The 23759-nt window shown below is 74.0% G+C and carries 25 protein-coding genes; 12 read left to right on the top strand and 13 right to left on the bottom strand.

Annotation, left to right across the window (positions count from 1 at the left end; genetic code table 11):
* Positions 1-120: 120 nt before the first annotated feature.
* The 4 genes from ABZ840_RS24105 to ABZ840_RS24090 all read right to left on the bottom strand — a co-directional run bounded on the left by ABZ840_RS24105 (position 121) and on the right by ABZ840_RS24090 (position 3961).
* The gene (locus ABZ840_RS24105) at positions 121-402 is read right to left on the bottom strand and encodes a chaplin (protein WP_361562178.1); all 282 of its coding nucleotides are present in this window, start codon (positions 400-402) and stop codon (positions 121-123) included.
* A 133-nt stretch (positions 403-535) separates the two neighbouring features.
* Entirely contained in the window at positions 536-2047 is a 1512-nt protein-coding gene (locus ABZ840_RS24100) for an NAD-dependent succinate-semialdehyde dehydrogenase (protein WP_361562177.1), read from the bottom strand.
* A gap of 144 nt (positions 2048-2191) precedes the next feature.
* Positions 2192-3463 carry an aspartate aminotransferase family protein gene (locus tag ABZ840_RS24095; RefSeq protein ID WP_361562176.1) on the bottom strand — a complete coding sequence of 424 codons (1272 nt, stop codon included), beginning with the start codon at positions 3461-3463 and terminating at the stop codon, positions 2192-2194.
* Positions 3464-3685: 222 nt separating this feature from the next.
* The gene (locus ABZ840_RS24090; protein ID WP_361562175.1) at positions 3686-3961 is read right to left on the bottom strand and encodes an HPr family phosphocarrier protein; all 276 of its coding nucleotides are present in this window, start codon (positions 3959-3961) and stop codon (positions 3686-3688) included.
* A gap of 307 nt (positions 3962-4268) precedes the next feature.
* On the opposite strand from ABZ840_RS24090, the gene ABZ840_RS24085 reads away from it, so the two are divergent.
* Positions 4269-4556, top strand: a complete 288-nt coding sequence (locus ABZ840_RS24085) for an IclR family transcriptional regulator C-terminal domain-containing protein (protein WP_361562174.1) — start codon at positions 4269-4271, stop codon at positions 4554-4556.
* Positions 4557-4596: 40 nt separating this feature from the next.
* Here ABZ840_RS24085 and ABZ840_RS24080 read toward each other — a convergent pair whose 3' ends face one another.
* On the bottom strand, positions 4597-6003 hold the full coding sequence (locus tag ABZ840_RS24080) for a sugar porter family MFS transporter (RefSeq protein ID WP_361562173.1): 1407 nt from the start codon (positions 6001-6003) through the stop codon (positions 4597-4599).
* A gap of 343 nt (positions 6004-6346) precedes the next feature.
* On the opposite strand from ABZ840_RS24080, the gene ABZ840_RS24075 reads away from it, so the two are divergent.
* Positions 6347-7360 (top strand): LacI family DNA-binding transcriptional regulator, encoded by a 1014-nt coding sequence (locus ABZ840_RS24075; protein WP_361562172.1) that lies wholly within the window; start codon positions 6347-6349, stop codon positions 7358-7360.
* Positions 7361-7591: 231 nt separating this feature from the next.
* Entirely contained in the window at positions 7592-9163 is a 1572-nt protein-coding gene (locus tag ABZ840_RS24070) for a glycoside hydrolase family 32 protein (protein ID WP_361562171.1), read from the top strand.
* A gap of 76 nt (positions 9164-9239) precedes the next feature.
* Here ABZ840_RS24070 and ABZ840_RS24065 read toward each other — a convergent pair whose 3' ends face one another.
* Together ABZ840_RS24065 and ABZ840_RS24060 are read right to left on the bottom strand one after the other, a co-directional pair.
* Positions 9240-9533, bottom strand: a complete 294-nt coding sequence (locus ABZ840_RS24065; RefSeq protein WP_361562170.1) for a hypothetical protein — start codon at positions 9531-9533, stop codon at positions 9240-9242.
* A 29-nt stretch (positions 9534-9562) separates the two neighbouring features.
* Positions 9563-10777 (bottom strand): MFS transporter, encoded by a 1215-nt coding sequence (locus ABZ840_RS24060; protein WP_361562169.1) that lies wholly within the window; start codon positions 10775-10777, stop codon positions 9563-9565.
* Positions 10778-10848: 71 nt separating this feature from the next.
* Between ABZ840_RS24060 and ABZ840_RS24055 the strand changes: the two genes are divergently transcribed.
* Together ABZ840_RS24055 and ABZ840_RS24050 are read left to right on the top strand one after the other, a co-directional pair.
* Positions 10849-11649 (top strand): helix-turn-helix transcriptional regulator, encoded by an 801-nt coding sequence (locus tag ABZ840_RS24055; protein WP_361562168.1) that lies wholly within the window; start codon positions 10849-10851, stop codon positions 11647-11649.
* Positions 11650-11750: 101 nt separating this feature from the next.
* A complete protein-coding gene (locus ABZ840_RS24050; RefSeq protein WP_361562167.1) occupies positions 11751-12713 on the top strand; it encodes a threonine/serine dehydratase in 963 nt (320 codons plus the stop codon).
* A gap of 84 nt (positions 12714-12797) precedes the next feature.
* On the opposite strand, the gene ABZ840_RS24045 is transcribed toward ABZ840_RS24050, so the two are convergent.
* The 4 genes from ABZ840_RS24045 to ABZ840_RS24030 form a co-directional block, all read right to left on the bottom strand.
* Complete coding sequence (locus ABZ840_RS24045) at positions 12798-13982, bottom strand: zinc-dependent alcohol dehydrogenase (RefSeq protein ID WP_361562166.1); 1185 nt, start codon at positions 13980-13982, stop codon at positions 12798-12800.
* Between the two features lie 47 nt (positions 13983-14029).
* Positions 14030-14578 (bottom strand): type 1 glutamine amidotransferase domain-containing protein, encoded by a 549-nt coding sequence (locus ABZ840_RS24040; RefSeq protein WP_361562165.1) that lies wholly within the window; start codon positions 14576-14578, stop codon positions 14030-14032.
* Positions 14579-14793: 215 nt separating this feature from the next.
* Entirely contained in the window at positions 14794-15921 is a 1128-nt protein-coding gene (locus ABZ840_RS24035) for a glycosyltransferase family 9 protein (RefSeq protein ID WP_361562164.1), read from the bottom strand.
* Between the two features lie 45 nt (positions 15922-15966).
* Positions 15967-16587 (bottom strand): HAD family hydrolase, encoded by a 621-nt coding sequence (locus tag ABZ840_RS24030; RefSeq protein ID WP_361562163.1) that lies wholly within the window; start codon positions 16585-16587, stop codon positions 15967-15969.
* A 264-nt stretch (positions 16588-16851) separates the two neighbouring features.
* Between ABZ840_RS24030 and ABZ840_RS24025 the strand changes: the two genes are divergently transcribed.
* Entirely contained in the window at positions 16852-16971 is a 120-nt protein-coding gene (locus tag ABZ840_RS24025) for an LPFR motif small protein (RefSeq protein WP_281179349.1), read from the top strand.
* Between the two features lie 46 nt (positions 16972-17017).
* Positions 17018-17668: an endonuclease gene (locus ABZ840_RS24020; RefSeq protein WP_361562162.1), complete on the top strand. Its 651-nt coding sequence runs from the start codon at positions 17018-17020 to the stop codon at positions 17666-17668.
* A 54-nt stretch (positions 17669-17722) separates the two neighbouring features.
* Here ABZ840_RS24020 and ABZ840_RS24015 read toward each other — a convergent pair whose 3' ends face one another.
* A complete protein-coding gene (locus tag ABZ840_RS24015) occupies positions 17723-18667 on the bottom strand; it encodes a helix-turn-helix domain-containing protein (protein ID WP_361562161.1) in 945 nt (314 codons plus the stop codon).
* A gap of 84 nt (positions 18668-18751) precedes the next feature.
* On the opposite strand from ABZ840_RS24015, the gene ABZ840_RS24010 reads away from it, so the two are divergent.
* The 5 genes from ABZ840_RS24010 to ABZ840_RS23990 all read left to right on the top strand — a co-directional run bounded on the left by ABZ840_RS24010 (position 18752) and on the right by ABZ840_RS23990 (position 23274).
* Complete coding sequence (locus tag ABZ840_RS24010; RefSeq protein WP_361562189.1) at positions 18752-19684, top strand: NADP-dependent oxidoreductase; 933 nt, start codon at positions 18752-18754, stop codon at positions 19682-19684.
* 290 nt (positions 19685-19974) lie between these two features.
* A complete protein-coding gene (locus ABZ840_RS24005) occupies positions 19975-20469 on the top strand; it encodes a DUF5709 domain-containing protein (protein WP_361562160.1) in 495 nt (164 codons plus the stop codon).
* 17 nt (positions 20470-20486) lie between these two features.
* Positions 20487-21002, top strand: coding sequence for a MarR family transcriptional regulator (locus ABZ840_RS24000; RefSeq protein ID WP_361562159.1), 516 nt, complete (start codon positions 20487-20489; stop codon positions 21000-21002).
* 40 nt (positions 21003-21042) lie between these two features.
* Positions 21043-22419, top strand: a complete 1377-nt coding sequence (gene guaD, locus ABZ840_RS23995) for a guanine deaminase (protein ID WP_361562158.1) — start codon at positions 21043-21045, stop codon at positions 22417-22419.
* Between the two features lie 120 nt (positions 22420-22539).
* Positions 22540-23274, top strand: a complete 735-nt coding sequence (locus ABZ840_RS23990) for a DUF4097 family beta strand repeat-containing protein (protein ID WP_361562157.1) — start codon at positions 22540-22542, stop codon at positions 23272-23274.
* Positions 23275-23304: 30 nt separating this feature from the next.
* On the opposite strand, the gene ABZ840_RS23985 is transcribed toward ABZ840_RS23990, so the two are convergent.
* Complete coding sequence (locus ABZ840_RS23985) at positions 23305-23637, bottom strand: plasmid stabilization protein (RefSeq protein ID WP_361562156.1); 333 nt, start codon at positions 23635-23637, stop codon at positions 23305-23307.
* Positions 23638-23759 lie beyond the last annotated feature (122 nt).

Genomic DNA, 23759 nt, shown 5'->3' with positions numbered 1-23759 from the left:
TCTACCGTCCTGACCAGGGTCGGAACGACCGGCCTTGTGAGCACTCGGGAGGGAGTCGGCGATGGCCTGGCCGATCGCGGAGGTTGCCCGGCGGCGGACGCGGTGTGTGGCGACAGCCGGTCAGTAGCGGCCGTGGTGCTTCTTGTGGTGCTTGCCGTGGTGGTCCGAGTCCGCGACGCAGCTGTTGCCGGCCGCGGGGTTCAGCAGGCCGATGACGTTGATGCTGTTGCCGCAGACGTTCGCGGACACATCCACCGGCACCTGGACGACGTTGCCGGACAGGACGCCCGGGCTGCCGTGGGCCTTGCCTTCCGCGGTGGCGTCGGCGAAGGAGGCGGTGGCGCCGCCGAGGACGGTCGCTGCGGCCAGTGCGGTCGCCGCGAGGGCGGTACGGATGGACATGTTCTCTCCCGTGAAGAGGGGTGCTTGTTCATGGGGAGAATGACCCTTCCCGGCGGGTTCGCCACCTGGAAAGCGCCGGTACCGCCTGATTGCAGTAGCACATCGGGCCGAACGGGGCACGGGCGTCCCCCGGTCAGCCCTGCCCGGTCGGGATGGCCAGGTACTTGTACTCCAGGAACTCCTCGATGCCGACGCGGCCGCCCTCCCGGCCCAGCCCGGACTGCTTGACCCCGCCGAAGGGGGCCGCCGGGTTGGAGACCAGGCCGGTGTTGACGCCGACCATGCCGGTCTCCAACCGCTCGCCGACCCGCAGCGCGCGGTCCAGGTTCTCGGTGAAGAGGTAGCCGACCAGGCCCCATTCGGTGTCGTTGGCGGCGCGGACCACCTCGTCCTCGTCGTCGAAGGTGAGGATCGCGGCGACCGGTCCGAAGATCTCCGTCGACATCAGCTCGGAGTCCGGGTGCACGCCGGTGAGAACGGTGGGCGGGTAGAAGTAGCCCGCGCCGTCCGGCGCCTCGCCGCCGATGACGGTCTTGGCGCCGCGCCGTACGGCGTCCTGGACCAGGCCGGCGGCCTTGTCACGCCCGGCCGCGTCGATCAGCGGGCCGACGTCGGTGCCGTCCTGGGTGCCGGGGCCGACGGTGAGGGCGCCCATCCGCTCGGCGAGGCGGGTGGCGAAGGCGTCGGCGACGGAGCGGTGCACGAAGAAGCGGTTGGCGGCGGTGCAGGCCTCGCCCATGTTCCGCATCTTGGCGACCATCGCGCCGTCCACGGCCTTGTCCAGGTCGGCGTCGGCGAAGACCAGGAACGGCGCGTTGCCGCCCAGCTCCATCGAGGTGCGGACGACGGTGTCGGCGCACTGGGACAGGAGGATGCGGCCGACCTGGGTGGAGCCGGTGAAGGACAGCTTGCGGATGTCGCCGCTGCGCAGCAGCGGTTCCACGACGCCGGCCGCGTCGGTGGTGGTGACGACGTTCAGGACGCCGGGCGGCAGGCCGGCCTCGGTCATGATGGCTGCCAGCGCCAGGCTGGAGAGCGGGGTCTGCGGGGCCGGCTTGAGGATCATCGTGCAGCCGGCCGCGACCGCCGGGCCGATCTTGCGGGTGCCCATCGCGAGCGGGAAGTTCCACGGGGTGATGAGCATGCAGGGGCCGACGGGCTGGCGCATGACCAGGACGCGGTTGGCGCCGTCGGGGGTGCGGGACATGCCGCCGTCGATGCGTACGGCCTCCTCGGAGAACCAGCGGAAGAACTCCGCCGCGTAGCCCACCTCGCCGCGCGCCTCGGCCAGTGGCTTGCCCATCTCCAGGGTCATCAGGAGGGCGAGGTCCTCCTTGCGTTCGATGATCAGCTCGTAGGCGCGGCGCAGGATCTCGCTGCGGGCGCGCGGCGCGGTGGCCGCCCAGGACTCCTGGGCCGCGACCGCGGCGTCCAGGGCGCGCCGGCCGTCCTCGGGCGCGGCATCGGCGACCTGACAGAGCTCGCGCCCGGTGGCCGGGTCGTCGACGGGCAGGGTGCGGCCGCCGGCGGCGTCCTGCCACCGGCCGTCGAGGAACAGCTGCTTGGGCGCCGCGTCGACGACGCCGATGCCGGAGCGCGGTGCGTCCGCGGCGCCCGACGGCTGGGTGCTGGTGGTCGTGGTCATGATCGGTGCCTCCCGGCGGTTCGGTGCGCGGAGCGGGCGGAGTGCGGACGGAGGGGACGGGCGGCCGGCGCCGGACGGGCAAAGGGGTACGGGCGGCCGGCCCCCTGCCGTGCGGGGGCCGGCCGGTCCGGTCGGTGCGGCGCCTCAGCGGTCGGCGCAGCCCGCCTGGACGGCGGCGGACCAGGCCCGCAGCCCCTCGTCGATCTGCTGCTCGGACACGATCAGCGCCGGGATCAGCCGGACCACGTTGCCCCACGGGCCGCAGGTCAGGAGGAGCAGTCCCTCGTCCACGGCGGCCTGCTGGACGCGGGCCGCGGTCTTGGCGTCCGGTTCCCCGTCGTCGGTGACGAACTCGTTGGCCAGCATCAGGCCGAGCCCGCGTACGTCCCCGATGGCCGGGGTCTTGGCGGCCACGTCCTCCAGGCCGGCGCGGAGCCGGGCACCCATGGTGGCGGCGTTGGCGACCAGCCCCTCCTCCTCGACCACGTCGAGGGTGGCGAGGGCCGCGGCGCAGGCCACCGCATTCCCGCCGTACGTGCCGCCCTGCGAGCCGGGCCGGGCCTTGGACATCACCTCGTCGGAGGCGGCGATGCCGGACAGCGGGAAGCCGCTGGCCAGGCCCTTGGCGGTGATGATGATGTCGGGCCGGACGCCGAAGTGGTCGTGGCCCCAGAACCGCCCTGTACGGCCGACGCCGGTCTGCACCTCGTCCAGGATCAGCAGGATGCCGTGCCGGTCGGCGCGCTCCCGCAGGCCCTGGAGGAAGGCGGTGTTGGCGGGGGTGTAGCCGCCCTCGCCGAGCACCGGCTCCACGATGATCGCCGCGGTGTCGTCGGGGTCGGTGACGGTCTGCAGGAGGTGGTCGAGCTCGCGCAGCGCGAAGCGGGTGGTGGCCTCCTCGTCCCAGCCGTAACGGGAGGCGTAGTAGTAGGTGTTCGGGAAGGGCGTGACGTGGACGCCGCTCATCAGCGGGCCGAAGCCCGTACGGACCTTGGTGCCGGAGGTGGTGAGGGAGGCGGCGGCGACCGTGCGGCCGTGGAAGCCGCCCTGGCAGACGACGATGTTGGGCCGGCCCGTGGCCTGCCGGGCGAGCCGCATCGCGGCCTCGACCGCCTCGCTTCCCGAGTTGGAGAAGAACAGGCTGTCGAGCCCCTGCGGCAGTACGTCGCCGAGCCGTTCGACCAGCTTCTGGAGCGGCTGGTGCATGACGGTCGTGTACTGGCCGTGGATCAGGGTGGCCACCTGCTCCTGGGCGGCGGCGACCACGCGCGGGTGACAGTGGCCGGTGCTGGTGACGCCGATGCCGGCGGTGAAGTCCAGATAGCGGCGGCCGTCCGTACCGAAGAGGTGGACGCCCTCGCCGCGTTCGGCGACGACGGGTGTGGCCTGGCGCAGATGCTCGGAAAGGTGGCTCATACGACAGCTCTCTCCCACGGCGTTGAGGCGGTGCGGATGCACGGTGCGGCCGGTGCCCTTTCCCGGATGGATCGGACACAGGCTTCTACTCACCTTGTGGGAGAGGGGCGGGGAGGGTCAACGACCAACGGGTTCGCCGCGCGCGGCGATTGTGGACGATGTGTCCACCGCCCGGGACCGTGTGATCGTCATGGCACCGACGGAACGGGCGGGAACCGCCGGTCAGGTGGGGGCCGCGAGGGCCGCGAGGGCGTCCAGGGCGCGCTCGGCCTCCGCGCCCGAGGCCCGCAGCACGATCTCGTCGCCGCGCCGGATGTTGAGACCGAGCAGGGACAGGACGCTGCGGGCCGGCACGGGGCGCGCGGCGGCTCCCGCGTCGGCCCTGGCGACCGTCACCTCGGCCGCGGCACGGCCCGCGGCCTGCGCGAAGGCGACCGCCGGGCGGGCGTGCAGCCCGGCGTCCTCGGTCACCACCAGGCGGCGTTCCAGGGTGGGCACGGCGGTTCCTCCCCGACGGGTGGCGGGACGGTCGGACGTTCCGGTCCTGCGGGTGCTCCCGTCGGTTCGGCGGTTCCGGTCCTGCGGGTGCTCCCGTCAGCAGGGCGGTGAGCCGCCGGATGAGGAGCTCTTCCTCCTCGGCGTGAGGGGGCGCGGGTCGACGGCGAGCCACCCCTCCGCCGCGTGGTGGCCGCGCAGGAAGACCGGCGGGGTGCCGGCCGCCAGTTCGGCCGCGAGCGTCTCCGCGTCCCGGCCTGCGCCCTCGGGGTCGACGGTCAGCAGCGCACGGTGGATGTGCCGCCCGGCCGTGCTGCTGGACCGTGCGGGTCTGCCCGCGCGGACGCCCCGCACGATCACCGACCGGGACCGGCTGGCGGCGGAGCCGGCGACGGTACGGGGGCAGGGCTTCGCGACGGAGTACGAGGAGGCCGACGGGGCGGTGTGCTCGGTGGCAGCGCCCGTACTGGACGGCGAGGGCTACCCGATGGGCGCGGTGTCGGTGTCCTCGCCGGCCTTCCTGGTGACGGAGGAGCAGCTGACCGAGTTCGCGCCGGCGGTGTGCCAAGCGGCGAGCGAGGTGTCCCGGCGGCTCTGAGCGCCGGGACACCCCGCTGAAGACGTGAGCGCGGTGGCGGTCAGCTCCCCGCCGGCGTGCGGCCGCCGCGCAGCGACGCCGAGATGTCCTCCAGGCTGCGGCCCTTGGTCTCGGGGAGCTTGCGGTGCAGGTAGGCGACGCCGAGCAGGCCGAAGGCGGCGTAGAGCCAGAACAGGCCGGTGGGGGTGAGGGCCTGGATGGTGGTCAGCACGGTGAGCGAGATGGCGAAGTCCAGGCCCCAGTGGGTGACGTTGCCGAAGGAGGATGCCTTGCCGCGTGCCGCGGTGGGGAAGATCTCGCTGTTGATCAGCCAGATCGCCAGCCCCAGGCTGGGCGCGAACGCACCGATGTAGAGGCAGAGTCCGGCGACCAGCAGGCCGCTGTGCGCGGGCTGTCCGTCGCCGGCGAGGTAGAGCGCGCCGAGCAGGACCAGCGCGAGGACGACGACGGCGGTACCGCCGAGGAGCAGCGGGCGGCGGCCGACCTTGTCGACCAGGAGCAGCGCGACGCCGGTGAGGACCATGTTGACCAGGCCGATGCCGAGCGAGGAGAGGATCGCGGCGGAGCTGGCGAAGCCGGCCTGCTGGAGCATGGTGGGCGCGTAGTAGATGACCGCGTTGACGCCGACGAGCTGGTTCGTGGCGGCGACGACCACGCCGAGCAGCACGGCCGGGCGCATGGCGGGGCGCAGCAGGTCCCGGTAGCCGATCTTCGACTCCTGGGCCGCCAGCGTCTGAATCTCGCGGATCTCGCGCTCGGCCTCCTCGTCGGTGCGCGTACGGCGCAGGACGGCGCGCGCCTCGTCGGGGCGGCCGTGGGTGAGCAGCCAGCGCGGGCTCTCCGAGAGCCGCGCCACGCCGACGAGCATCAGCAGGGACGGGACGGCGCCGAGGCCGAGCATCCAGCGCCAGCCCTGCGCCACGTCGTCGAAGGCGTAGCCGACGAGGTAGGAGACGAAGATGCCGACGGTGATCATCAGCTGGTTGAGCGAGACCAGCTTGCCGCGGCTCTCCTTGGGCGCGATCTCGGCGATGTAGGCGGGAACGGCGAGCGAGGCGGTGCCGATGGCGAGGCCGAGGACGAAGCGGGCGCCGGTGAGCACGCCGACGCCCGGCGCCACGGCGCAGCCGACGGCGCCCACGGTGAAGATACCGGCGGCGGTGAGCAGCGTGCGGCGGCGGCCCGCCGCGTCGGTGACCGCGCCGCTGACCAGTACGCCGACGATCGCGCCGAGCAGCAGGGACGCCACGGTGATCTGCTGCATGCCGGCGCTGAGGTGAAATTCGGGCGTGATGTGGAGCAGCGCCGAGGAGATGATCCCGGTGTCGTACCCGAAGAGGAAGCCGCCGAGCGCGGCGACGGCGGAAGCGCCGAGGACCGCTGCGCGGCCGCGCGTGCGCGGCGGTGCGCCCGGATCGGGCGGGAGGACGGTGTCGGTGCGGGACAAGGCGGCTCTCCTTCAGGTGGGCTGACGTGGAGTCAGCTGGTACCGGTGCGCACCGCACGCGCCGGGCCGGTCGTCCGGCGGTCCGGTGCGTACGGCTGCTCCCGCCGCCGTCCGTCGGCGGGACGGGCGGCGGGAGCCGGTGCCGCGTCGCACGGCAGCCGGAGGGGACGGTCACGGACCTCCGGCACGCGACGCTGGGTGCCGGAGGTCCGGTCGGGAAGTGACCGCCGGTACGGCATCGTGACCTGTCGAACGATTTCGCGCAAGCGTTTGCGCAAGCGCTTTTCCCGGACCCGGCCTCACGTACGATCGCGGGGACGCACAGACCGCTGAGGAGGCACGCATGGCGACCATGGCCGACGTGGCACGTCGGGCCGGTGTCTCGGTCTCGACCGTGTCCCACGTGATCAACAAGACCCGGTTCGTGAAGGAGGAGACCCGGGACCAGGTGCACGCCGCCATGCGCGACACCGGCTACATCCCGAACACCATCGCCCGCTCGCTGGTGACCTCCAGCACCAAGACCCTCGGGCTCGCGGTCTCGGCCGTCACCAACTTCCACTTCGCGGACATGGTCTCGTCGATCGACGCCACGGCCCGCGCCGCCGGCTACACCCTGCTGATAGCCGACACCCACGACGACCCGGCCGAGGAGCTGCGGGTCGTACAGAACCTCCACCAACGCCGCGTCGACGGCCTGCTGCTGGCCACCGCGGCCGGCGCCCGCGGCGCCGCCCTGCGCTACCTCAAGGACACCGGCCTGCCCACCGTCCTGATCGACCGCTGCGCCTCCGCCGCCTTCGACCAGATCGGCACCGCGAACGTGGAGTCCACGGCCCGCCTGGTCGACCACCTCGCCGACCTCGGCCACACCCGCATCGGCATGGTGGCCGGGCGGCGCGGGATCCGAACCAGCTCGGAGCGGGTGCGCGGCTGGCAGCGCGGCATGCGGCGGCAGGGCCTGGACCCGGCCAAGGAGCTGATCGTCCCCGGGCACAGCCACGCGTACATGGCCGAGCAGGTCACCGAGAAGCTGCTGCGGGGCAAGAACGCGCCGACCGCGCTGGTGGTCGGCAACAACCACATGACGCTCGGCGTGCTGCGCGCACTGTCCCGGCTGGGCCTCAAGGCGCCACAGGACGTCGCCCTGAGCGTCTTCGACGACTTCGAGTGGGCCGACCTCCTCCAGCCGCAGCTGACCGCCATCGCGCAGCCGGTGGAGGAGATCGGCGCCCGGTCCGTACGCATGCTGATCGACCGGCTCGCGGACCCGGACGGCGCGAAGCGGACCGTGCTGCTGGAACCGACGCTGGTGCACCGCACGTCCTGCGGCTGCCCCGCCGAGCCGGCGCGCTGACCGCCCCTCTGGACACGGCCGGTCCGGCCTCCTACAGTCTGCGGCGGACCGCGCCCGGATGTCGCCGGGCAACGTCCCGCGGTGCGGCCGCCATTCGTCGGCAGCGGCCACCGCGCGATCGACCGCTCAGCCGTCCGGTTCGTCGGGAGCCGAGGACGCGGGCCACCTCCCTGGTACGGCCCACCTTCCCTGGTAGCAGCCTGCACTGCGCTGCCCGACTGGAGGCACCTCATGCCCGACACCCCGCACCGCCCCGTGAGCCGGCGGAACGTCCTGACGGCCGCCCTCGCCCTGGCCGGCACCGGCGCCCTGACCACCTGGTCCACCACGCCGGCCACGGCGGCCGGACTCCGCGCGTACGACGAGCCCTTCCGCCCCCAGGTGCACTTCTCCCCCGCCCGGAACTGGATGAACGACCCCAACGGGCTCCTCCACCACGACGGCACGTACCACCTCTTCTTCCAGTACAACCCGGCCGGGAACACCTGGGGCAACATGTCCTGGGGCCACGCCACCAGCCCCGACCTCGTGCACTGGGAGGAACGCCCGGTCGCCATCCCGCACGACGACGAGGAGATGGTCTTCTCCGGCAGCGCGGTCTTCGACCGGGACAACACCAGCGGCCTGGGCAGCGCGACCGCTCCCCCGCTGGTCGCCGTCTACACCAGCATGGTCAAGGCGACCGGGCGGCAGCGGCAGTCGCTCGCCTTCAGCACGGACGGCGGCGAGACCTGGACCCGGTACGCGGGCAACCCCGTGCTGGACATCGGCTCGAACGACTTCCGCGACCCCAAGGTCTTCTGGCACGCGCCGACCGCCCGCTGGGTGATGGCCGTGGCGATGGCCGCCGAGCACCGCATCCGCTTCTACGCCTCGCCCGACCTCAAGACCTGGACGCACCTGAGCGACTTCGGGCCGAGCGGGGCGACCGGCGGCGTGTGGGAGTGCCCGGACCTGTTCGAGCTGCCCGTGGCCGGCGCCCCGGGACGCCGCAGGTGGGTACTGATCGTCAACCTCAACCCCGGTGGACCGGCGGGCGGTTCGGCAGGGCAGTACTTCACCGGCGACTTCGACGGAACCGCCTTCACCGCCGATCCGCAGGACGCCCCGCGCTGGCTGGACCACGGCGCCGACGCGTACGCGGGCGTCACCTACAACGACGCGCCGGACGGCCGCCGGGTCCTGGTCTCGTGGATGAACAACTGGCTGTACGGCGAGAAGATCCCCACCGATCCGTGGCGGAGCGCGATGGGATTCCCCCGCGAACTGGGGCTGCGGGCCGCGGCGGACGGCGCGGCCGTCCTCGTGCAGCAGCCGGTCGCCGAGCTGACCACGCTGCGCCGCCGCCCCGCCCTGCGGATCGCGGGGCGCCGGATCCCGGCGGGCACCGCCCGGCTGCTGCGGGACGCGGCACTGACGTACGAGATCGAGGCGGAGCTGCGGCCGGACGGGGCGCGTCGCTGCGGCCTGGAGGTGCGGACCGGAGGCGGGCAGCGCGCCCGTATCGGCTACGACACCGCCGGCGGCGAGCTGTACGTGGACCGCACCGCCTCCGGCGACGTCGGGTTCTCGGCGGACTTTCCGGCCGTGCACCGTGCGCCGCTGGCGCTCACGGACGGCGTGCTGAAGCTGCGGGTGCTCGTGGACCGCTCGTCGGTGGAGGTGTTCGCCGACGGCGGCGCGGTCTGCCTGACCGACCAGATCTTCCCCGGCCCCGACGCCACGGGGCTGGGCACCTTCGCCGAGGAGGGCGGGGTGCGGGTCGACCGGCTGACGGTGTGGCCGCTGCGGTCGGCCTGGTGACGTAGTCCCTTCAACGCGCGCATGGCCCCTTCGACGTGACGCGGTCCCCGCGGCGACCGGGCGGGGGCGCGGCGGGTCAGCCGGCGCGGCGCCGTACGATCCACGGCACCACGCCGATCAGCACACCGGCGCCGGCCATGCCGATGCCGAGCGTCCTGCCCTGCTGGACGAGCTCGGCGTCGGCACTGCCCGCCGCCGGGCCGGTGCTGTCGGTGCCGACCGCGGCGAAGACGCCGTAACGGTCGTCACCGGCGCTGACGGCCGTCCGGTCGGCCGGGCCGGCCACGCTCTGATGCTGTCCGTAGATGACGAGGCCCCACAGAGCGAGGACGGCGCCGATGAGGCTGACGATCAAGCGGCTTCCGGTCATGCGCGACTCCCCCGTTGGACGTGCGTGCTTCAAAGACCGCCGAGGTCACGAAAAGGTTGCCTACCGGTCGGTATCACGCCGATGAGCAGGCCGGCCATCGCGGCGGCGACGCCGGTACCGACCACGGCGGGCCAGCCGCCGGCCGCCCAGGCCAGCGTGCCGGCCAGTGAGCCGAGGGCGATGCCGAGGAAGCGCAGGGTGAAGTAAACGGTGTTCAGCCGGCTGTGGGCGGCGGGGTCGAGGGTGAACAGGACGGTCTGGCAGACGGCCTGACCGCCCCAGACGCCGACGTCGAGCACGACGACGCCCACGATCAGCGGGACGAGGGCCGTACCGCCCGGCAGCATGATCAGCCAGCCCGCCACGACCAGGCCTGAGAGGACGGCCGGCGCGCCGCGGCGCCCCAGGCGCTCGGCCGCCCGCCCGGCGTACGGCGAGGCGAGGGCGCTGACCGCGGCCACCAGCCCGAACAGCCCGGTGGCGGTGGCGCCGAGCCCGTACTGGTGCGCCAGCAGGAACGTCAGCGTCGTCCAGAAGGCGCCGAACGCGATGCCGACCATCGCTCCGGAGAGGACGACCCGCCACACCAGCGGGTGCCGGACGAGCCGCGGGAGGGAGACGAGCGAGGCCCGGTACGGGGTGGTGGCGGCGGCCGGGGCGGCGGGCAGGGTCCGGCGGAGCACGGCCATGAGCGCCAGGGTCAGCACCGCCGAGCAGAGGTACACGGCCCGCCATCCGGCGAGATCGGCGAGGGCGCCGGCGTAGGCGCGGGAGGCCAGCACGCCGACCAGCAGGCCGCCCTGGACGGTGCCGACGATCCGGCCGCTGCCCCCTCCGCCGGGCGCCCGGGACAGCGCGACGGCGAACGGCGTGACGAGTTGCGGGACCGGGGAGAGCACGCCCAGGGCGAAGCCCGCCACGGTCAGCCACCACGCCGAGGGGGCAAGCGCGCAGGCGAGGAGCGCCGCCGCCGAGGCGGTGCCCAGGCCGAGGATCAGGCGGCGCCGGTCGCGGCTGTCGCCGGCCGGGACGATCAGCAGGATGCCGGCCGCGTACCCCAGCTGGGTGGCGGTCGGCACGGCCCCGAGGGCGTCGGGGGCCACGTCCATCGAGGCGGCCACGGAGCCGAGGAGGGGCTGGCCGAGGTAGACGTTGGCGGCCGTCACGGCGCTGGTGGCGGCCAGGAGGAGGGTCGGGGTGCGGGCCTGTTCGCGACCCGGAGCTGCGGTCAGTGGTGCGTTCACGTACGTCGACGCTAGGACGCCCGCCGGTGGCATACTTTCGCTGTCACGCCATCACCTGTCGAGATTGCGCCATGTACGGCAAGAGCGAGAACCGCGACGACTACCAGCACGTGCCGAGGCCCCTGGCCGCCATGGCGCGCGATCTGCCCGACGGGCACCACATCCCCGCGCACCGGCACGTCCGCGCGCAGCTGATCTACGGCACGTCGGGAGCCATCACGGTCACCACCGCGCACGGCGCGTGGGTGGTGCCCGCCACCCGGGGCGTCTGGCTGCCGCCCGGCCTCACCCATGCGATGACCTGTGCGGGGCCGGTCGCCATGCGCACCCTCTACATCGAGCGGCGGGCGGCCCTGCGCCTCCCCGACGTGCCCACCGTCGTCTCGGTCTCCCCGCTGCTGCGGGAGCTCATCGACAAGGCGACCCGGCTGCCGGTGCTGTACGACCGCGAGGGCCGGGACGGGAAGCTGATGGACCTGCTGCTGCTCGAACTCACCCCGCACCCGGTCCCGGCACTGCACCTCCCCGCGCCGTCCGACCCGCAGCTGGCCGAGGTGTGCGCGGCGATCCAGCGGCGTCCGGGCGAGCGGTGGACGGCCGCGGAGGCCGCGGCCGCCGCGCACCTGAGCACGCGCAGCCTGCACCGTCGGTTCGCCGCCGCGACCGGCATGGGTCTCGCCCGCTGGGTGCAGCAGGCCCGGCTCGTGCACGCGGTCACCCTGCTCGCCCGGGGCACGCCGGTCACCACGGTCGCCGGCGCCGTCGGGTACGCCACGCCCAGCGCCTTCACCGCGATGTTCCACCGCGCCCTCGGGACGACGCCCACCGCCTACTTCGCCGGCACGGAGGACCCGCCGGCCGGCCTGTCCTGAGCCCGACTCCGCCCCCGCCGCCCGGTTGTAGGGTCGAGGGCGCCGCCGTCGCGGAGGCGCAGGTGGCAGCGGAGCGGACGCCAACGGAGAGGGAGGGTGCCGTGATCGGCATCTCGGACATCGAGGCAGCGGCCGGCCTGATCGGCGAACACGTCGTGCGGACCCCGACGGTGCCGAGTCCGGGCCTCTCCGCGCTGCTCGGCGCGCCGGTCACCACGAAGCTGGAGCTGCTGCAGCGGACCGGTTCCTTCAAGGCGCGCGGCGCGACGGCGAAGCTGCTCTCGCTGAGCGAGGCGGACCGCGCAGCGGGCGTGGTGGCGGTCAGCGGCGGCAACCACGGGATCGGGCTCGCGGTGATGGCCGGGGTGCTGGGGCTGAAGGCGACGGTGGTGATGCCGCGGTCCGCGCCCGCCAGGGCCGTGGACATCGCGACGGCGGCCGGCGCTTCGGTGCAGCTCACCGAGGACATGGACGGCGCGTTCAAGCTGGTGCAGGAGCTGGAGGCGGAGGGCCTGACGCTGGTGCACCCCTTCGACGACCCGGTGGTGGTGGCCGCGCAGGGCACGGTCGGCAAGGAGTTCGCCGAGGACGCCGGGGAGTTGACCGACGTGCTGGTCAGCATCGGGGGCGGCGGGCTGATCTCGGGCGTCGCGGCGGCGCTGCACGCGCTCCGGCCCGGCGTGCGGGTCTGGGGTGTGGAGACGGAGGGCGCGCAGGCCATGTCCGAGGCGCTGGCCGCCGGGGGCCCGGTGCCGGTGCGGCTGTCCTCGATCGTCTCCACGCTGAGCGCCCCGGCGGCCTCGCGGCTGACGTACGAGCACACGGCGGCGCTGGTGCACGAGGTGCTGGTGGTGCCGGACCGGGAGGCCGTACGGGGCGTGCTCGACCTGGCGGAGCACGCGAAGGTCTGGGCCGAGCCGGCGGCCGGCTGCCTGCTCCCGGCGGCCCGGCAGGTCATCGAGCGGGTCGGCGACGACGCCCGGATCGGGCTGGTGCTGTGCGGCGGCAACGCCTCGCCCGGGGACATCATGCGCTGGGCGGCGGACTTCGGCCTGCCGGCCTGAGGAGCACGGACGCGGGCGTACCGCGGCGGGCCCGACCGGAGTCCGGCGGGCCCGCCGCGGTACACCTGGTGACGCAGTGTCAGTTCATGGCTGGAGCAGCGTCTTGACCATGCCGTCCTTCTTCGCCTGGAAGGTGGCGTAGGCCTCGGGGCCTTCCTCCAGCGGCAGCCGGTGGGTGGCGAAGTCCTCGACGCCGAGGACGTCCGCGTCGTCCAGCAGCGGCAGGATGTCGTCCACCCAGCGGCGGACGTTCGCCTGGCCCATGCGGATCTGGATCTGCTTGTCGAACATGGTCAGCAGCGGCAGCGGGTCGACGTTGCCGCCGTAGACGCCCGAGATGGAGAGGGTGCCGCCGCGCCGGACCGCGTCGATCGCCAGGTTCAGGGCGGCGAGCGGGTCCACCCCGGCGCGTTCGGTGACCTTCTGGGCGACCGCGCTCGGCAGCAGCCCCACGGCCTGCTGCGCCAGCTTCGCGCCCGACGTGCCGTGCGCCTCCATGCCGACGGCCTCGATGACGGCGTCGGTGCCCCGGCCGTCGGTGAGCCGGCGGATCTCGTCGGCGGTGTCCTTGCCGTACTCCGTGAGGTCCAGGGTGTGCACGCCGCGGGCCCGCGCCCGCGCGAGGCGCTCGGGCACCAGATCGACGCCGATCACCTTCGACGCGCCCCGGTGGAGGGCGATCCGCGCCGCCATGTCGCCGATGGGGCCGAGGCCGAGGACCGTGAGGGTGCCGCCGGGCGGGATGTCCGCGTACTCCACGGACTGCCAGGCGGTGGGCAGTACGTCGGAGAGGTAGACGAAGCGGTCGTCCGGGGGCCCGTGCGGCACGTTGATCGGCAGCTGGTCGCCGAACGGCACCCGCAGGAACTCCGCCTGACCGCCGGGCACCTGGCCGTACATCTTGGTGAACCCGAAGAGCGAGGCGCCCTTGCCGCGCTCCCGGACCTGGGTGGTCTCGCACTGCGAGTGCAGGCCCTTGGAGCACATCCAGCACGTGCCGCAGGAGACGTTGAAGGGCACCACGACCCGGTCCCCCGCCTTGAGCCGGGTGACCTCCGGGCCGACCTCCTCGACGATGCCCATGGGCTCGTGGCCGAGGATGTCGCCCGGTTCCAGGAAGGGGCCGAGTACTTCGTACAGATGCAGGTCCGAGCCGCAGATGCCGGTGGAGGTGATCTTCACCAGCACGTCGGTCGGATCCTGGATCTTCGGGTCGGGGACGGTGTCGATCCGTACGTCCCGCTTCCCGTGCCAGGTGAGGGCGCGCATCGCTGCCTCCCGCTCGCGGAGAGCTGTGGGTCAGGTGAGGGGCCGGCTCAGGACCGGTGGTCCTGGGCGGTGAATTCCTTGACGAGGGCGCCGTTGAAGGCGCTCAGGTCGTCCGGCTTGCGGCTGGTGATCAGGGTGTTCGAGCCGCCGGTGCAGACCTTGACCTGCTCGTCGACCCAGACGCCGCCCGCGTTGCGGATGTCGGTCTGCAGGCTGGGCCAGGAGGTGAGGGTGCGGCCGCGCACCACGTCGGCCTCGACCAGCGTCCAGGGGGCGTGGCAGATCGCGGCGACGGGCTTGCCCGCGTCGAAGAAGCCCTTGACGAAGGCGACGGCCTTCTTGTCCATGCGAAGGAAGTCGGGGTTGGCGACACCGCCGGGCAGGACGAGGCCGCCGTAGTCCTCGACCCGCGCGTCGGCGACGGCGGAGTCGACGTCGAAGGTGTCGGCCTTGTCGAGGTGGTGGAAGCCCTGGACCTGCCCGGATTTCGTGGAGACCAGCCGTGGTTCGTGACCGGCGTCCTTCACTGCCTGCCAGGGCTCCGTCAGTTCGACCTGCTCGACGCCTTCGGGGGCCACCAGGAATGCCACCTGCATGGTGTTCACGTCCTCACGGATCATCGGAAACAAGTGGGCGTTATGGGCGCCTTGTCCAGAGTTCCACGCTCACGGTGGATCATGCGTGCCGGCTGGTCCGAACGCGCCTCCGGGCTGCCCGGCCGACGTACCGCCGGGCGGCGGCGACCCGCTGTCGCAGTACCCACGGCAGCCGGGCGCACGCATGCCCGCCAGGGACGCCTGCCGCCCGGCGGTCACGGTCCGACCTCCCCGGTGGCCCGGGGCCGTGCCGTGCCGGGAGCGCCGCGGTGCGGGAGTGTGCCGGGCGCCCGCACCTTGCGCCGCAGCCGGGAACGGCCGATCGGCGCGCCGCCGGCTTCGACGGCCCGCGGCATGGGGGCGGCCTCGCGGTCGTGCCACAGCGCCGCCTCCACCACCTCGTCCACGCCGATCCGCAGCAACAGCGGGTCGGGCTCGGTGCCGTACGGGTCGCCGGGCGGGCCCGGGTGCCACAGGGCGGTGTGCCGGTCGCTGGGCGGCGGCCCCCACAGGCGCGGCGGGACCGGGCCGAAGAGGGTGACCGAGGGCGTGCCGTGCGCGGTGGCGAGGTGGGCGGTGCCGGTGTCGCCGCTGACGAGCACGGCGGCCCGTGCGACGAGCGCGGACAGTTCGCCGAACGGCAGTCCGCCGGTGAGGACTTCGCCCGGCCCGAGCCCCGCGGCCGCCGCCACGGTCAGGGCCAGGTCTTCCTCTCCCGGCCCGCCGAACACCACCACCCGCCGTCCGGCCGCACGCAGCCGCGCGGCGACCGCACCGAAGCGGTGGGCCGGCCAGCGGCGGGCCGCGGCGCCGGCCCCGGGGTGGATCACCACGGCGCCCGGCGCGGGCGAGTGGTCCCGCGGTACCGGGAGCCGGTGGTCCTCGGGGTCGGCGGCGATGCCGTACGCGGCGAGGACGCTGCACCAGCGGGTGCGTTCGTGCTCCCCGCGCTCCCAGACGCCGAGGGCCGCGGCGGGCGAGTCCCGCGCCGCGTACGCGATGAGCCGCCCGGGATGCAGCTCCGCGAGCACGTCCGCGCTGTCCGGGCCGTTGCCGTGCAGGTCGATGGCGACGTCGGGGGCCGCGCCGGGCCAGTGCCGCAGCGCGGGGACGCCGCGGCCCGGCGCCTGCGCGGCGAGCACCGCGTCCACCGCGCCGGTGGCCAGCGCCGCGTCGGTCAGGGCCGGCGGCGTGGCCAGCACGACGGCGTGGTGGGGGAAGTGCCGGCGGATGCCGCGCAGTGCGGGGACGCCGGTGAGCAGGTCGCCCAGGCCCAGCGCGCGCAGCACCAGCAGGCGGGGCCGCGGCGAGCAGGGTCCGGTGGGTTCGGCTGCGGCGGTCATGTCACACCATCCTGTCGAAGCGTACGAGGCGCGCCACGGGGGACATCACCGGTCCCACCCCCAGGTCTCGGCGACGGGCACGGTCTCCGGGCCGGGGCCGAGCAGCCCCCGTACGGCCGTGAGCACGTCGGGCGCGGTGCAGGACGCCGCCGCGATCTCTTCCGCGCGGGTGACGGCGTTGGGTACGAGAACGGCGCGGGCGCCGGCGGCCTGCGCCGCCAGCACGTCGGCCCCGATGTCGCCGATGACCACGCACTTCTCGGCCGGTACGGCGAGCCGGCGGGCCGCCTCGATCACCAGCCCCGGCTTCGGTTTGCGGCAGTGGCAGCGGGCGTCGGGGCGGTGCGGGCAGTACACCCAGGTGCCGAAGCCGCCGAGCGCGTCGTCCACCCGGGCGTTGACCAGCCGCACCTGCTGTTCGGTCAGCAGGCCACGGCCCACGCCCGACTGGTTGCTGACGACGGCGGTGGGGATGCCGGCGTCGCGCAGCAGCCGGAGCGCCTCGGGCACGCCGGGCAGTACGCGGACCAGTCGCGGGTCGCTGTTGTGGGGCACGTCCTCGATGAGCGTGCCGTCCCGGTCGAAGAGCACGGCGGCGGGCCGCTCGTGCCGCCCGGTGGGACGGCCGCCCGCGCGGGGCGCGCCGTCGTGAACGGATTCGGTCATGCGGCACCTCGCCAGGACGAGCACGCGGGTGGACGGCATCACTGGGTGTCGCCTCTCGGGACCCCTGTGTATCTCGTACCGTTCTACCGGCGACGGCCCGGGTGCGCCTGCCGAGTGCGCCCCGGAGGCCCTGTACGCACCCTGCCGACCGGGTGACCCGCCCGGCTGAACGGCACGGGGCCGCGCGTCCCACCGGCCATGATTACGTTCCGCGATTCCGGTAACCCGAGGGACAGGAACAGTCCGCCCATACAAGGAGGAATCGTGCTCAGCGCCATCGCCGACGTTCTGCGGGCCATCGGCAGCACCATCGCCGCCGTGGTGACGCTCCCCTTCCGCGCACTCGCCCGCCTCTTCGGCGGCGCCTCGCGGGGCGCGCACTAGTCCCCACGCATCCCACGCGAACCGACCCGCACGAGGAGCCCTGCGTATGACGGGTGACCAGCGAAAGACCGCGCAGGCCCTGCTGACGACGCACGGGCAGACGTACGCGGCGGAGGCGGGCATCACGCTCCGCGACACTCCGCAGCCGCTGTACCAGCTGCTCGTGCTGTCCTGCCTGCTCAGCGCCCGCATCCGGGCCTCGGTGGCGGTCTCGGCGGCCCACGAGCTGTTCGAGGCCGGCATGCGGGACGCCCGGAGCATGCGGGACGCCACCTGGCAGCAGCGGGTGGACGCCCTGGGCCGGGGCAGCTACCGCCGCTACGACGAGCGCACCGCCACCCAGCTCGGGGACGGGGCGCAACTGCTGCTGGACGACTACAAGGGAGACCTGCGGAAGCTCCGTGAGGAGGCCGGCGGCGACGTCGGCCGGCTGCGGGAGCTGCTCCAGAAGGTGCCGGGGCTCGGCCCGGCCGGCGCCGGCATCTTCCTGCGCGAGGCCCAGGCCGTCTGGCCGGACCTCACCCCGTACATCGACGGCAAGGCCCTGCAGGGCGCGGAGCGGCTGGGGCTCCCCAAGGACCCCGACGCGCTGGCGCGGCTGGTGTCGGCCGACGACACCGCTGTCTTCGCCGCCGCCCTCGTACGCGCGGCGCTGGAGAAGGACGTGGTGGAGGACGTCGAGGCGGAAACCTCCTGAACCCCCGGCCCACCGAATCCAGGTCCGCTGAGCCCGGCCGCCGCGCCGCCGGGCTCAGCGGGCCTGCTGGAACGTGTTCCGGTACGCCCCCGGCGAGACGCCGATGGCGGCGTGCAGATGCTGGCGCAGCGACGCGCCCGTGGCGAAGCCCACCTGCCCCGCGATCCGGTCCACCGGCAGGTCGCTGGTCTCCAGGAGGCGGCGGGCGCGCAGCACCCGCTGCTGGGTGAGCCAGCGGCCGGGGCTCACACCGGTCTCCTCCCGGAACCGGCGGGCGAAGGTGCGCAGGCTCATCCGGGCGTGACCGGCGAGGTCGGCCAGGGTCAGCGGCCGGTGGAGGTTCTCCAGGGCCCAGCTCTGCGTGGCCGCCGTGCCCGTCGCGGTGGGCCGGGGCACCGGCTCCTCGATGTACTGCGCCTGACCGCCGTCGCGGAAGGGCGGCACCACGCAGCGCCGCGCCACGTGGTTGGCGAGCTCGCTGCCGTGGTCGTTGCGCAGGATGTGCAGGCAGACATCGAGGCCGGACGCCGCCCCGGCCGAGGTCAGCACGTCACCGTCGTCGACGAAGAGCACGTCGGGGTCGAGCGCGACCCGCGGGAACCACCGCCGGAAGAGGTCCGCGAGCTCCCAGTGCGTGGTGGCGGCGCGCCCGTCGAGCAGCCCGGCGGCGGCCAGTACGAAGGCACCGGTGCAGATGGAGACGGTACGGGTACCGGGCCGGACCGTCGCGAGCGCGGCGGCCACCGGCTCCGGGAGCCGCTCGGTGACCCGCGACGGCGCGATGGAGGGGACCACCACGGTGTCGGCCGTGGCCAGGATCTCCGGACCGTGCGCGGAGGCGATCGTGATGCCGGACTCGCCCTGCACCGGACGGCCGTCGGGGGTGCAGGTCAGCACTTCGTAGCGGCCGTCCGCCGCACCGAAGATGCGGCTCGGGATGCCGAGTTCGAAGGGGAAGACCCCGTCGAGGGCCAGGGTCACGACTCGATGCGCGGACATGGCACGATCCTAGCGGTTGTTGGCATTCATGCCATTGTCCCGCTGCCCCGGCCTCGCGAGGCTGGGGGCATGAACGAACTCACCATGCGAGCCATCAGCCAGGACGTGCACGGCGGTCCCGAGGTGCTGAAGGAGACCGGACTCCCGCGGCCGGAGCCCGGTCCGGGCCAGGTCCTCATCGCCGTCCACGCGGCCGGCGTCAACCCCACCGACTGGAAGCACCGCGCGGGCGGGCGGTTCGTCCACCGGCTGCCCCTGGTCCTCGGCTGGGACGTTTCCGGCGTCGTGGCGGCGGTCGGCTTCGGCGTCACCCTGTTCGAGCCCGGCGACGAGGTCTTCGGCATGGTGCCCTATCCCCACGGCGTCGGCACCCACGCCGAGTACGTCACCGGGCCCGCGCGGGCGTTCGTCCGCAAGCCCGCAGGGCTCGACCATGTCCGGGCCGGAGCGCTGCCGCTGGCCGCACTCACCGCCTACCAGGCGCTCGTCGACACCGCCGACGTCCGGCCGGGGCAGCGCGTACTGATCCACGCGGCCGCGGGCGGGGTGGGCCACCTCGCCGTACAGATCGCCAAGGCGCGCGGCGCGTACGTGATCGGCACGGCGAGCGCGGGCAAGCACGAATTCCTGCGCGGGCTGGGCGCCGACGAGCTGATCGACTACCGCAGCACGGACTTCGCCGAGGCCGCCGGCGAGGTCGACGTCGTGCTGGACACCCTCGCCGGCGAGACCCTCACCCGGTCCCTCGGCGTCCTGCGCAAGGGCGGCACCCTCGTGTCGATCCTCAGTGGCGGCACCCCCGAGGACGTGGCGAAGGCGGCGGAACTCGGGGTCGGCCTCAAGGCGATGGTGGTCGAGGCCGACCACGCGAGCATGCGGGCGGTCGCCGGCCTCGTCGAGGAGGGCGCGCTGCGGGTCCACGTCGACCGGACCTTCCCGCTCGCGGACGCCGCCGCGGCCCACGCGGCCGGCGAGACCGGGCGCACGACCGGAAAGCTGGTCCTGACCGTCCGGTGAGGCACGCCGCCCAGTGACGCACGTCGGAGGGGCGGGCGGGTACTCGTACGACCCGGCAGCGCTCAGGGGATCCGCCGAGCGGGTGCGGATTACCGCAGCGGGCGGTGAGCCGGCGGCACACGGGTACTCGCCCGCCGTACGACGTTGCGTTTGCGCGATATGTGACGGTTCCGCAGGGTGGGGTGCACGGAGACAGGAACGGGCACCCGTTCCGCACCGGCCGGGAGAGCACACCGGAGTACGCACCGGCGCGATCCCGCGGAACGGCAGTCCAGGAGAGGAGAGCGGCCATGTCCGACGAGGCGATGGGTGACGAGGTCTACCAGCCGGCGGCCGACGAGGGGCCGGCCGAGCCCGACGACCTCGACATGCAGGACGCCCTCGACGAGCCGGACGCCGACGAGCAGCTGGACCAGGGGTACTCCCCGCCCGAGAAGCCCCTCGGGGTGAACAAGAAGGGCACCACGGCGAACGAGCAGCGCGCGGGCGAGAGCCTGGAGGAGCGGCTGGCCGAGGAGGTGCCGGACGTGACCCCGCCCGACGGCGACGGCATCGGCGACGCGCTGGACACGGACGGCGAGCCGATCGACGACCAGGTCGGCGAGGACCGCGCCGGGCGGATCGTCGGCGGCGACCAGGGCTATCCGGACCGCGGCCGCAACGCCAACGACGTCGTCGCCCGGGACGTGGGCATCGACGGCGGCGCGGCGGGCGCCGAGGAGGCCGCGATGCATGTCGTGGACGACGAGAACGTGACCGACGACAAGTCCCCGCCGCTGCGCTGACAGGGTAGAAAGGGGTCATGACCGAGGGCGCCGGGCAGGCGGACGACGACGTGGACGCGGTGACACGAGCGGTGCTCACCGCGTCCCAAGTGCTGGTGGCCGTCTCGGCGCGCTCGCTGGCCGCCATCGGGGAGACCGTCACGCTGCCGCAGTTCCGGCTGCTGGCCGTGCTGTCCGCGCACGGGGGCGCCAAGCTGGTGACCGTCGCGGAGCTGCTGGGGGTCAATCCTTCCACCGCGCTGCGCATGATCGACCGGCTGATCGCGGCCGGTTTCGTGCGGCGCGAGGTCAATCCCCGCAGCCGCCGAGAAACGATTCTGCAGCTGACCGAAGCGGGCCGGCGCATCGTCGAGGAGGTCACGGCGCGGCGGCACGCCGAGATCGCGGAGATCGTCGGGCGGATGCCTGCCGCGCACCGCGCCGAACTGGTGTCGGCGCTGACCGCCTTCGCCACCGCCGCCGGCGAACCCACGCCCCCGGCCGCCGGCCCCGACCCGTTCCCCCCGGGCTGGACCGCCCCGGGCGCCCCCTGACGGACGGCCCGGCCCGCCCCGACCCCGGAGGTGCGCCACCATGCCCGCCCTCGACGACACCGGAGCCGGCAACGGCCCGGCCGTCACCGCCGTACGCGGCCCGCTCGTCCGCTTCCCGGCCGACCCGTTCCGCACCGGCTCCGGCGAGGCGCTGCGGTACGTGTCCGACGGGCTCCTGATCTGCGCCGACGGCCGCGTCACCGCGGCGGGCGAGCACGCCGCGCTCCGCCACCGGCTGCCCGCGGGCGTCATCCCCGTGCACTACCCGGACCAGGTCATCGTCCCCGGGTTCGTCGACGCCCACGTGCACGGCGTGCAGACCGACGTCATGACCGCGTTCGGCGCCGATCTGACGGGGTGGCTGGAGCGGCGCGCGTTCCCCGAGGAGGAGCGGTTCGCGGACGCCGGGTACGCCCGCGAGGCCGCCGCCGTCCTCTGCCACCAGCTGCTGCGCAACGGCACCACGACCGCCCTGGTCTTCGGCTCCGTCCACCCCGGGTCCGCCGACGCCCTGTTCGCCGAGGCCGCCCGGCGGAACCTCCGCATCGCCTGCGGCAAGGTGCTCATGGACCGCAACGCGCCCGACGCACTGCTCGACACCGCGGACAGCGGTTACGAAGAGTCCAAGGCGCTCCTCGGCCGCTGGCACGGCAAGGGGCGTGCCCAGTACGCCATCACCCCCCGTTTCGCGCCCAGCAGCACCCCGGCACAACTCGAAGCGGCCGCCGCGCTGTGGCACGAACACCCCGGCACGCTCCTGCACACCCATGTGTCGGAGACACCGGACGAAGTCACCTGGGCCCGCTCGCTGTTCCCCGGCCGGGCCGGCTATCTCGACATCTACGACCATTACGGGCTGCTCGGGCCGGGCGCGGTGCTCGCGCACGGTGTGCACCTCTCCCCCGCCGAACGCGACCGCTGCGCCGCCACCGGCACCGCCCTCGCGCACTGTCCCGGCTCCAACCTCGCACTGGGCAGCGGCCTGTTCCCGGCGCGCGAGACCGCCGGCGGCCCGCGTCCGGTGACCGTCGGCCTCGGTACCGACGTCGGCGCGGGCCCCACCTTCTCGATGCTGTCCACGGTCTACGACGCGTACCGGGTGGCCGCGGTGTGCGGCGCCCCGATCGACACCGCGCAGGCGTACCACCTCGCCACCCGGGGCGGCGCCGCCGCGCTCGGCCTGGCGGACACCGTCGGCTCCCTCACGCCGGGCCAGGAGGCGGACTTCGCGGTGCTCGACCCGCGGGCCACGCCGCTGCTCGCCCGGCGCACCGCACGCGCGGAGGACATCGAGGAGCTGCTGCTCGTGCTCGCGGCGATGGGGGACGACCGCGCGGTACGCGCCACGTACGTCGCGGGGCGGCTCGCGCACGACCGGGACGCGGCGCCGGCGGGGCGGGGCGGGGGCGACCCGTAAGGCTGATACGGGGGTTTTCCCGATGGTCGCGGCGTACGGGAGCGCCCTAGGATCGTGCGGCGTCGGCCCGGGTCACGGGGGTTCCGGGCCGCGTAACAAACGATCCGGCAGGGGGAATTCATGCAGCGGCGAACGCGTCGGCTCATCTCGGTCACGCTGGTGGCCGGACTGGGAACAGGCGCGCTCGTCGCGTGCGACGCCGTGTCGGGGCGGACGTTCAAGGACGACGCCACGGTGTCGCAGAAGATCACCTCGGTACGGCTGGACTCGCGCGCGGGCGGCGTCGAACTGCGCGGCGGGAAGGGCGTCACGGAGGTGTCCGTGCATCGCACGGTGACCTACCACGACGAACGGCCGCAGGGCGCGAGCCACCGCGTCGAGAACGGCGTCCTGGTGCTGGGCGGCTGTGGCCGGGACTGCTCGGTGAATTACACGGTCGAGCTGCCGGCCGGCCTGCCCGTGTCGGGTGGGACCACGGCCGGTGCGATCCGGCTGAGCCGGGTGGGGAAGGTGAACGTCGGCACCAGCGACGGCGCGATCGAACTGGACGGCGTCAGCGGCCGGGCCGACGTACGGACCAGCAACGGCCGGATCCACGGACGCGGCCTGGCCGGCGGCCCGATCACGGCACGGACGACCAACGGCGAGATCGACCTGGCGCCCGGGCGCCCGCAGGACGTACGGGCGGAGACCTCCAACGGCGCCATCACGCTCACCGTGCCGGCCGCGCGGTACGACGTGTCCGCGCGGACCAGCAATGGTGACAAGCGCATCGAGGTGTCCGACGACCCGGACGGCCGGTACCGGCTCGACCTGACGACGAGCAACGGGTCGATCACGGTCGACCGCTCGTAGCGCGGCTCCGGCCCCGGGGGGGGCGGCAGGTCAGCGGCCGAGCGCCTTGGCCAGCTCGCCCTTGTTCATCGAGGAACGGCCGTCGATGTTCTTCTTCTTGGCCTCGGCGTAGAGCTGGTCCTTGGTCGGTCCCTGCGGGCCCATGCGGTTGCCCGACCGCTCGCCGCCGCGCTGCGGTGCGGACTTGCGGTCCCGGGTGGAGGTCTTGCTCGCGGTCTTCGACTCGCCGGTGCGGGCCCGCTCCTTGTTGACCGTACGCGCGGCGATCTCCTTCGCCCGGCCGGTGGAAGTGCCGCGCTTCTGCGCGCCCTCCTTGATGTGCTCGTACTGACGCTCGCGCTTCTTGCTGGAGCCCTGCGGCATGTCACGTCTCCTCGTGGTCGGCCTCGGCCCACCGGGAGTGCGGACCGGTGGCACGTTCCACTCCACCTCTCACCTGCGCGGCCCGCGAGAGGAGAGGGGCCGTTCGGGCACGCCGCCCGGTT

The sequence above is a fragment of the Streptomyces sp. NPDC047117 genome (assembly GCF_040643545.1).
Taxonomy (GTDB): domain Bacteria; phylum Actinomycetota; class Actinomycetes; order Streptomycetales; family Streptomycetaceae; genus Streptomyces.
This window is presented reverse-complemented; position numbering and strand designations above follow the sequence as displayed.

Excerpts from the sequence above, each read along its gene's own strand:
- ABZ840_RS24105 (WP_361562178.1), bottom strand. The coding sequence starts at position 402 with ATGTCCATCCGTACCGCCCTCGCGGCGACCGCACTGGCCGCAGCGACC.
- ABZ840_RS24100 (WP_361562177.1), bottom strand. The coding sequence starts at position 2,047 with ATGACCACGACCACCAGCACCCAGCCGTCGGGCGCCGCGGACGCACCG.
- ABZ840_RS24095 (WP_361562176.1), bottom strand. The coding sequence starts at position 3,463 with ATGAGCCACCTTTCCGAGCATCTGCGCCAGGCCACACCCGTCGTCGCC.
- ABZ840_RS24075 (WP_361562172.1), top strand. The coding sequence starts at position 6,347 with ATGGCGACCATGGCCGACGTGGCACGTCGGGCCGGTGTCTCGGTCTCG.
- ABZ840_RS24070 (WP_361562171.1), top strand. The coding sequence starts at position 7,592 with ATGCCCGACACCCCGCACCGCCCCGTGAGCCGGCGGAACGTCCTGACG.
- ABZ840_RS24065 (WP_361562170.1), bottom strand. The coding sequence starts at position 9,533 with ATGACCGGAAGCCGCTTGATCGTCAGCCTCATCGGCGCCGTCCTCGCT.
- ABZ840_RS24055 (WP_361562168.1), top strand. The coding sequence starts at position 10,849 with ATGTACGGCAAGAGCGAGAACCGCGACGACTACCAGCACGTGCCGAGG.
- ABZ840_RS24045 (WP_361562166.1), bottom strand. The coding sequence starts at position 13,982 with ATGCGCGCCCTCACCTGGCACGGGAAGCGGGACGTACGGATCGACACC.
- ABZ840_RS24040 (WP_361562165.1), bottom strand. The coding sequence starts at position 14,578 with ATGCAGGTGGCATTCCTGGTGGCCCCCGAAGGCGTCGAGCAGGTCGAA.
- ABZ840_RS24035 (WP_361562164.1), bottom strand. The coding sequence starts at position 15,921 with ATGACCGCCGCAGCCGAACCCACCGGACCCTGCTCGCCGCGGCCCCGC.
- ABZ840_RS24030 (WP_361562163.1), bottom strand. The coding sequence starts at position 16,587 with ATGACCGAATCCGTTCACGACGGCGCGCCCCGCGCGGGCGGCCGTCCC.
- ABZ840_RS24020 (WP_361562162.1), top strand. The coding sequence starts at position 17,018 with ATGACGGGTGACCAGCGAAAGACCGCGCAGGCCCTGCTGACGACGCAC.
- ABZ840_RS24015 (WP_361562161.1), bottom strand. The coding sequence starts at position 18,667 with ATGTCCGCGCATCGAGTCGTGACCCTGGCCCTCGACGGGGTCTTCCCC.
- ABZ840_RS24010 (WP_361562189.1), top strand. The coding sequence starts at position 18,752 with ATGCGAGCCATCAGCCAGGACGTGCACGGCGGTCCCGAGGTGCTGAAG.
- ABZ840_RS24005 (WP_361562160.1), top strand. The coding sequence starts at position 19,975 with ATGTCCGACGAGGCGATGGGTGACGAGGTCTACCAGCCGGCGGCCGAC.
- ABZ840_RS24000 (WP_361562159.1), top strand. The coding sequence starts at position 20,487 with ATGACCGAGGGCGCCGGGCAGGCGGACGACGACGTGGACGCGGTGACA.
- guaD (WP_361562158.1), top strand. The coding sequence starts at position 21,043 with ATGCCCGCCCTCGACGACACCGGAGCCGGCAACGGCCCGGCCGTCACC.
- ABZ840_RS23990 (WP_361562157.1), top strand. The coding sequence starts at position 22,540 with ATGCAGCGGCGAACGCGTCGGCTCATCTCGGTCACGCTGGTGGCCGGA.
- ABZ840_RS23985 (WP_361562156.1), bottom strand. The coding sequence starts at position 23,637 with ATGCCGCAGGGCTCCAGCAAGAAGCGCGAGCGTCAGTACGAGCACATC.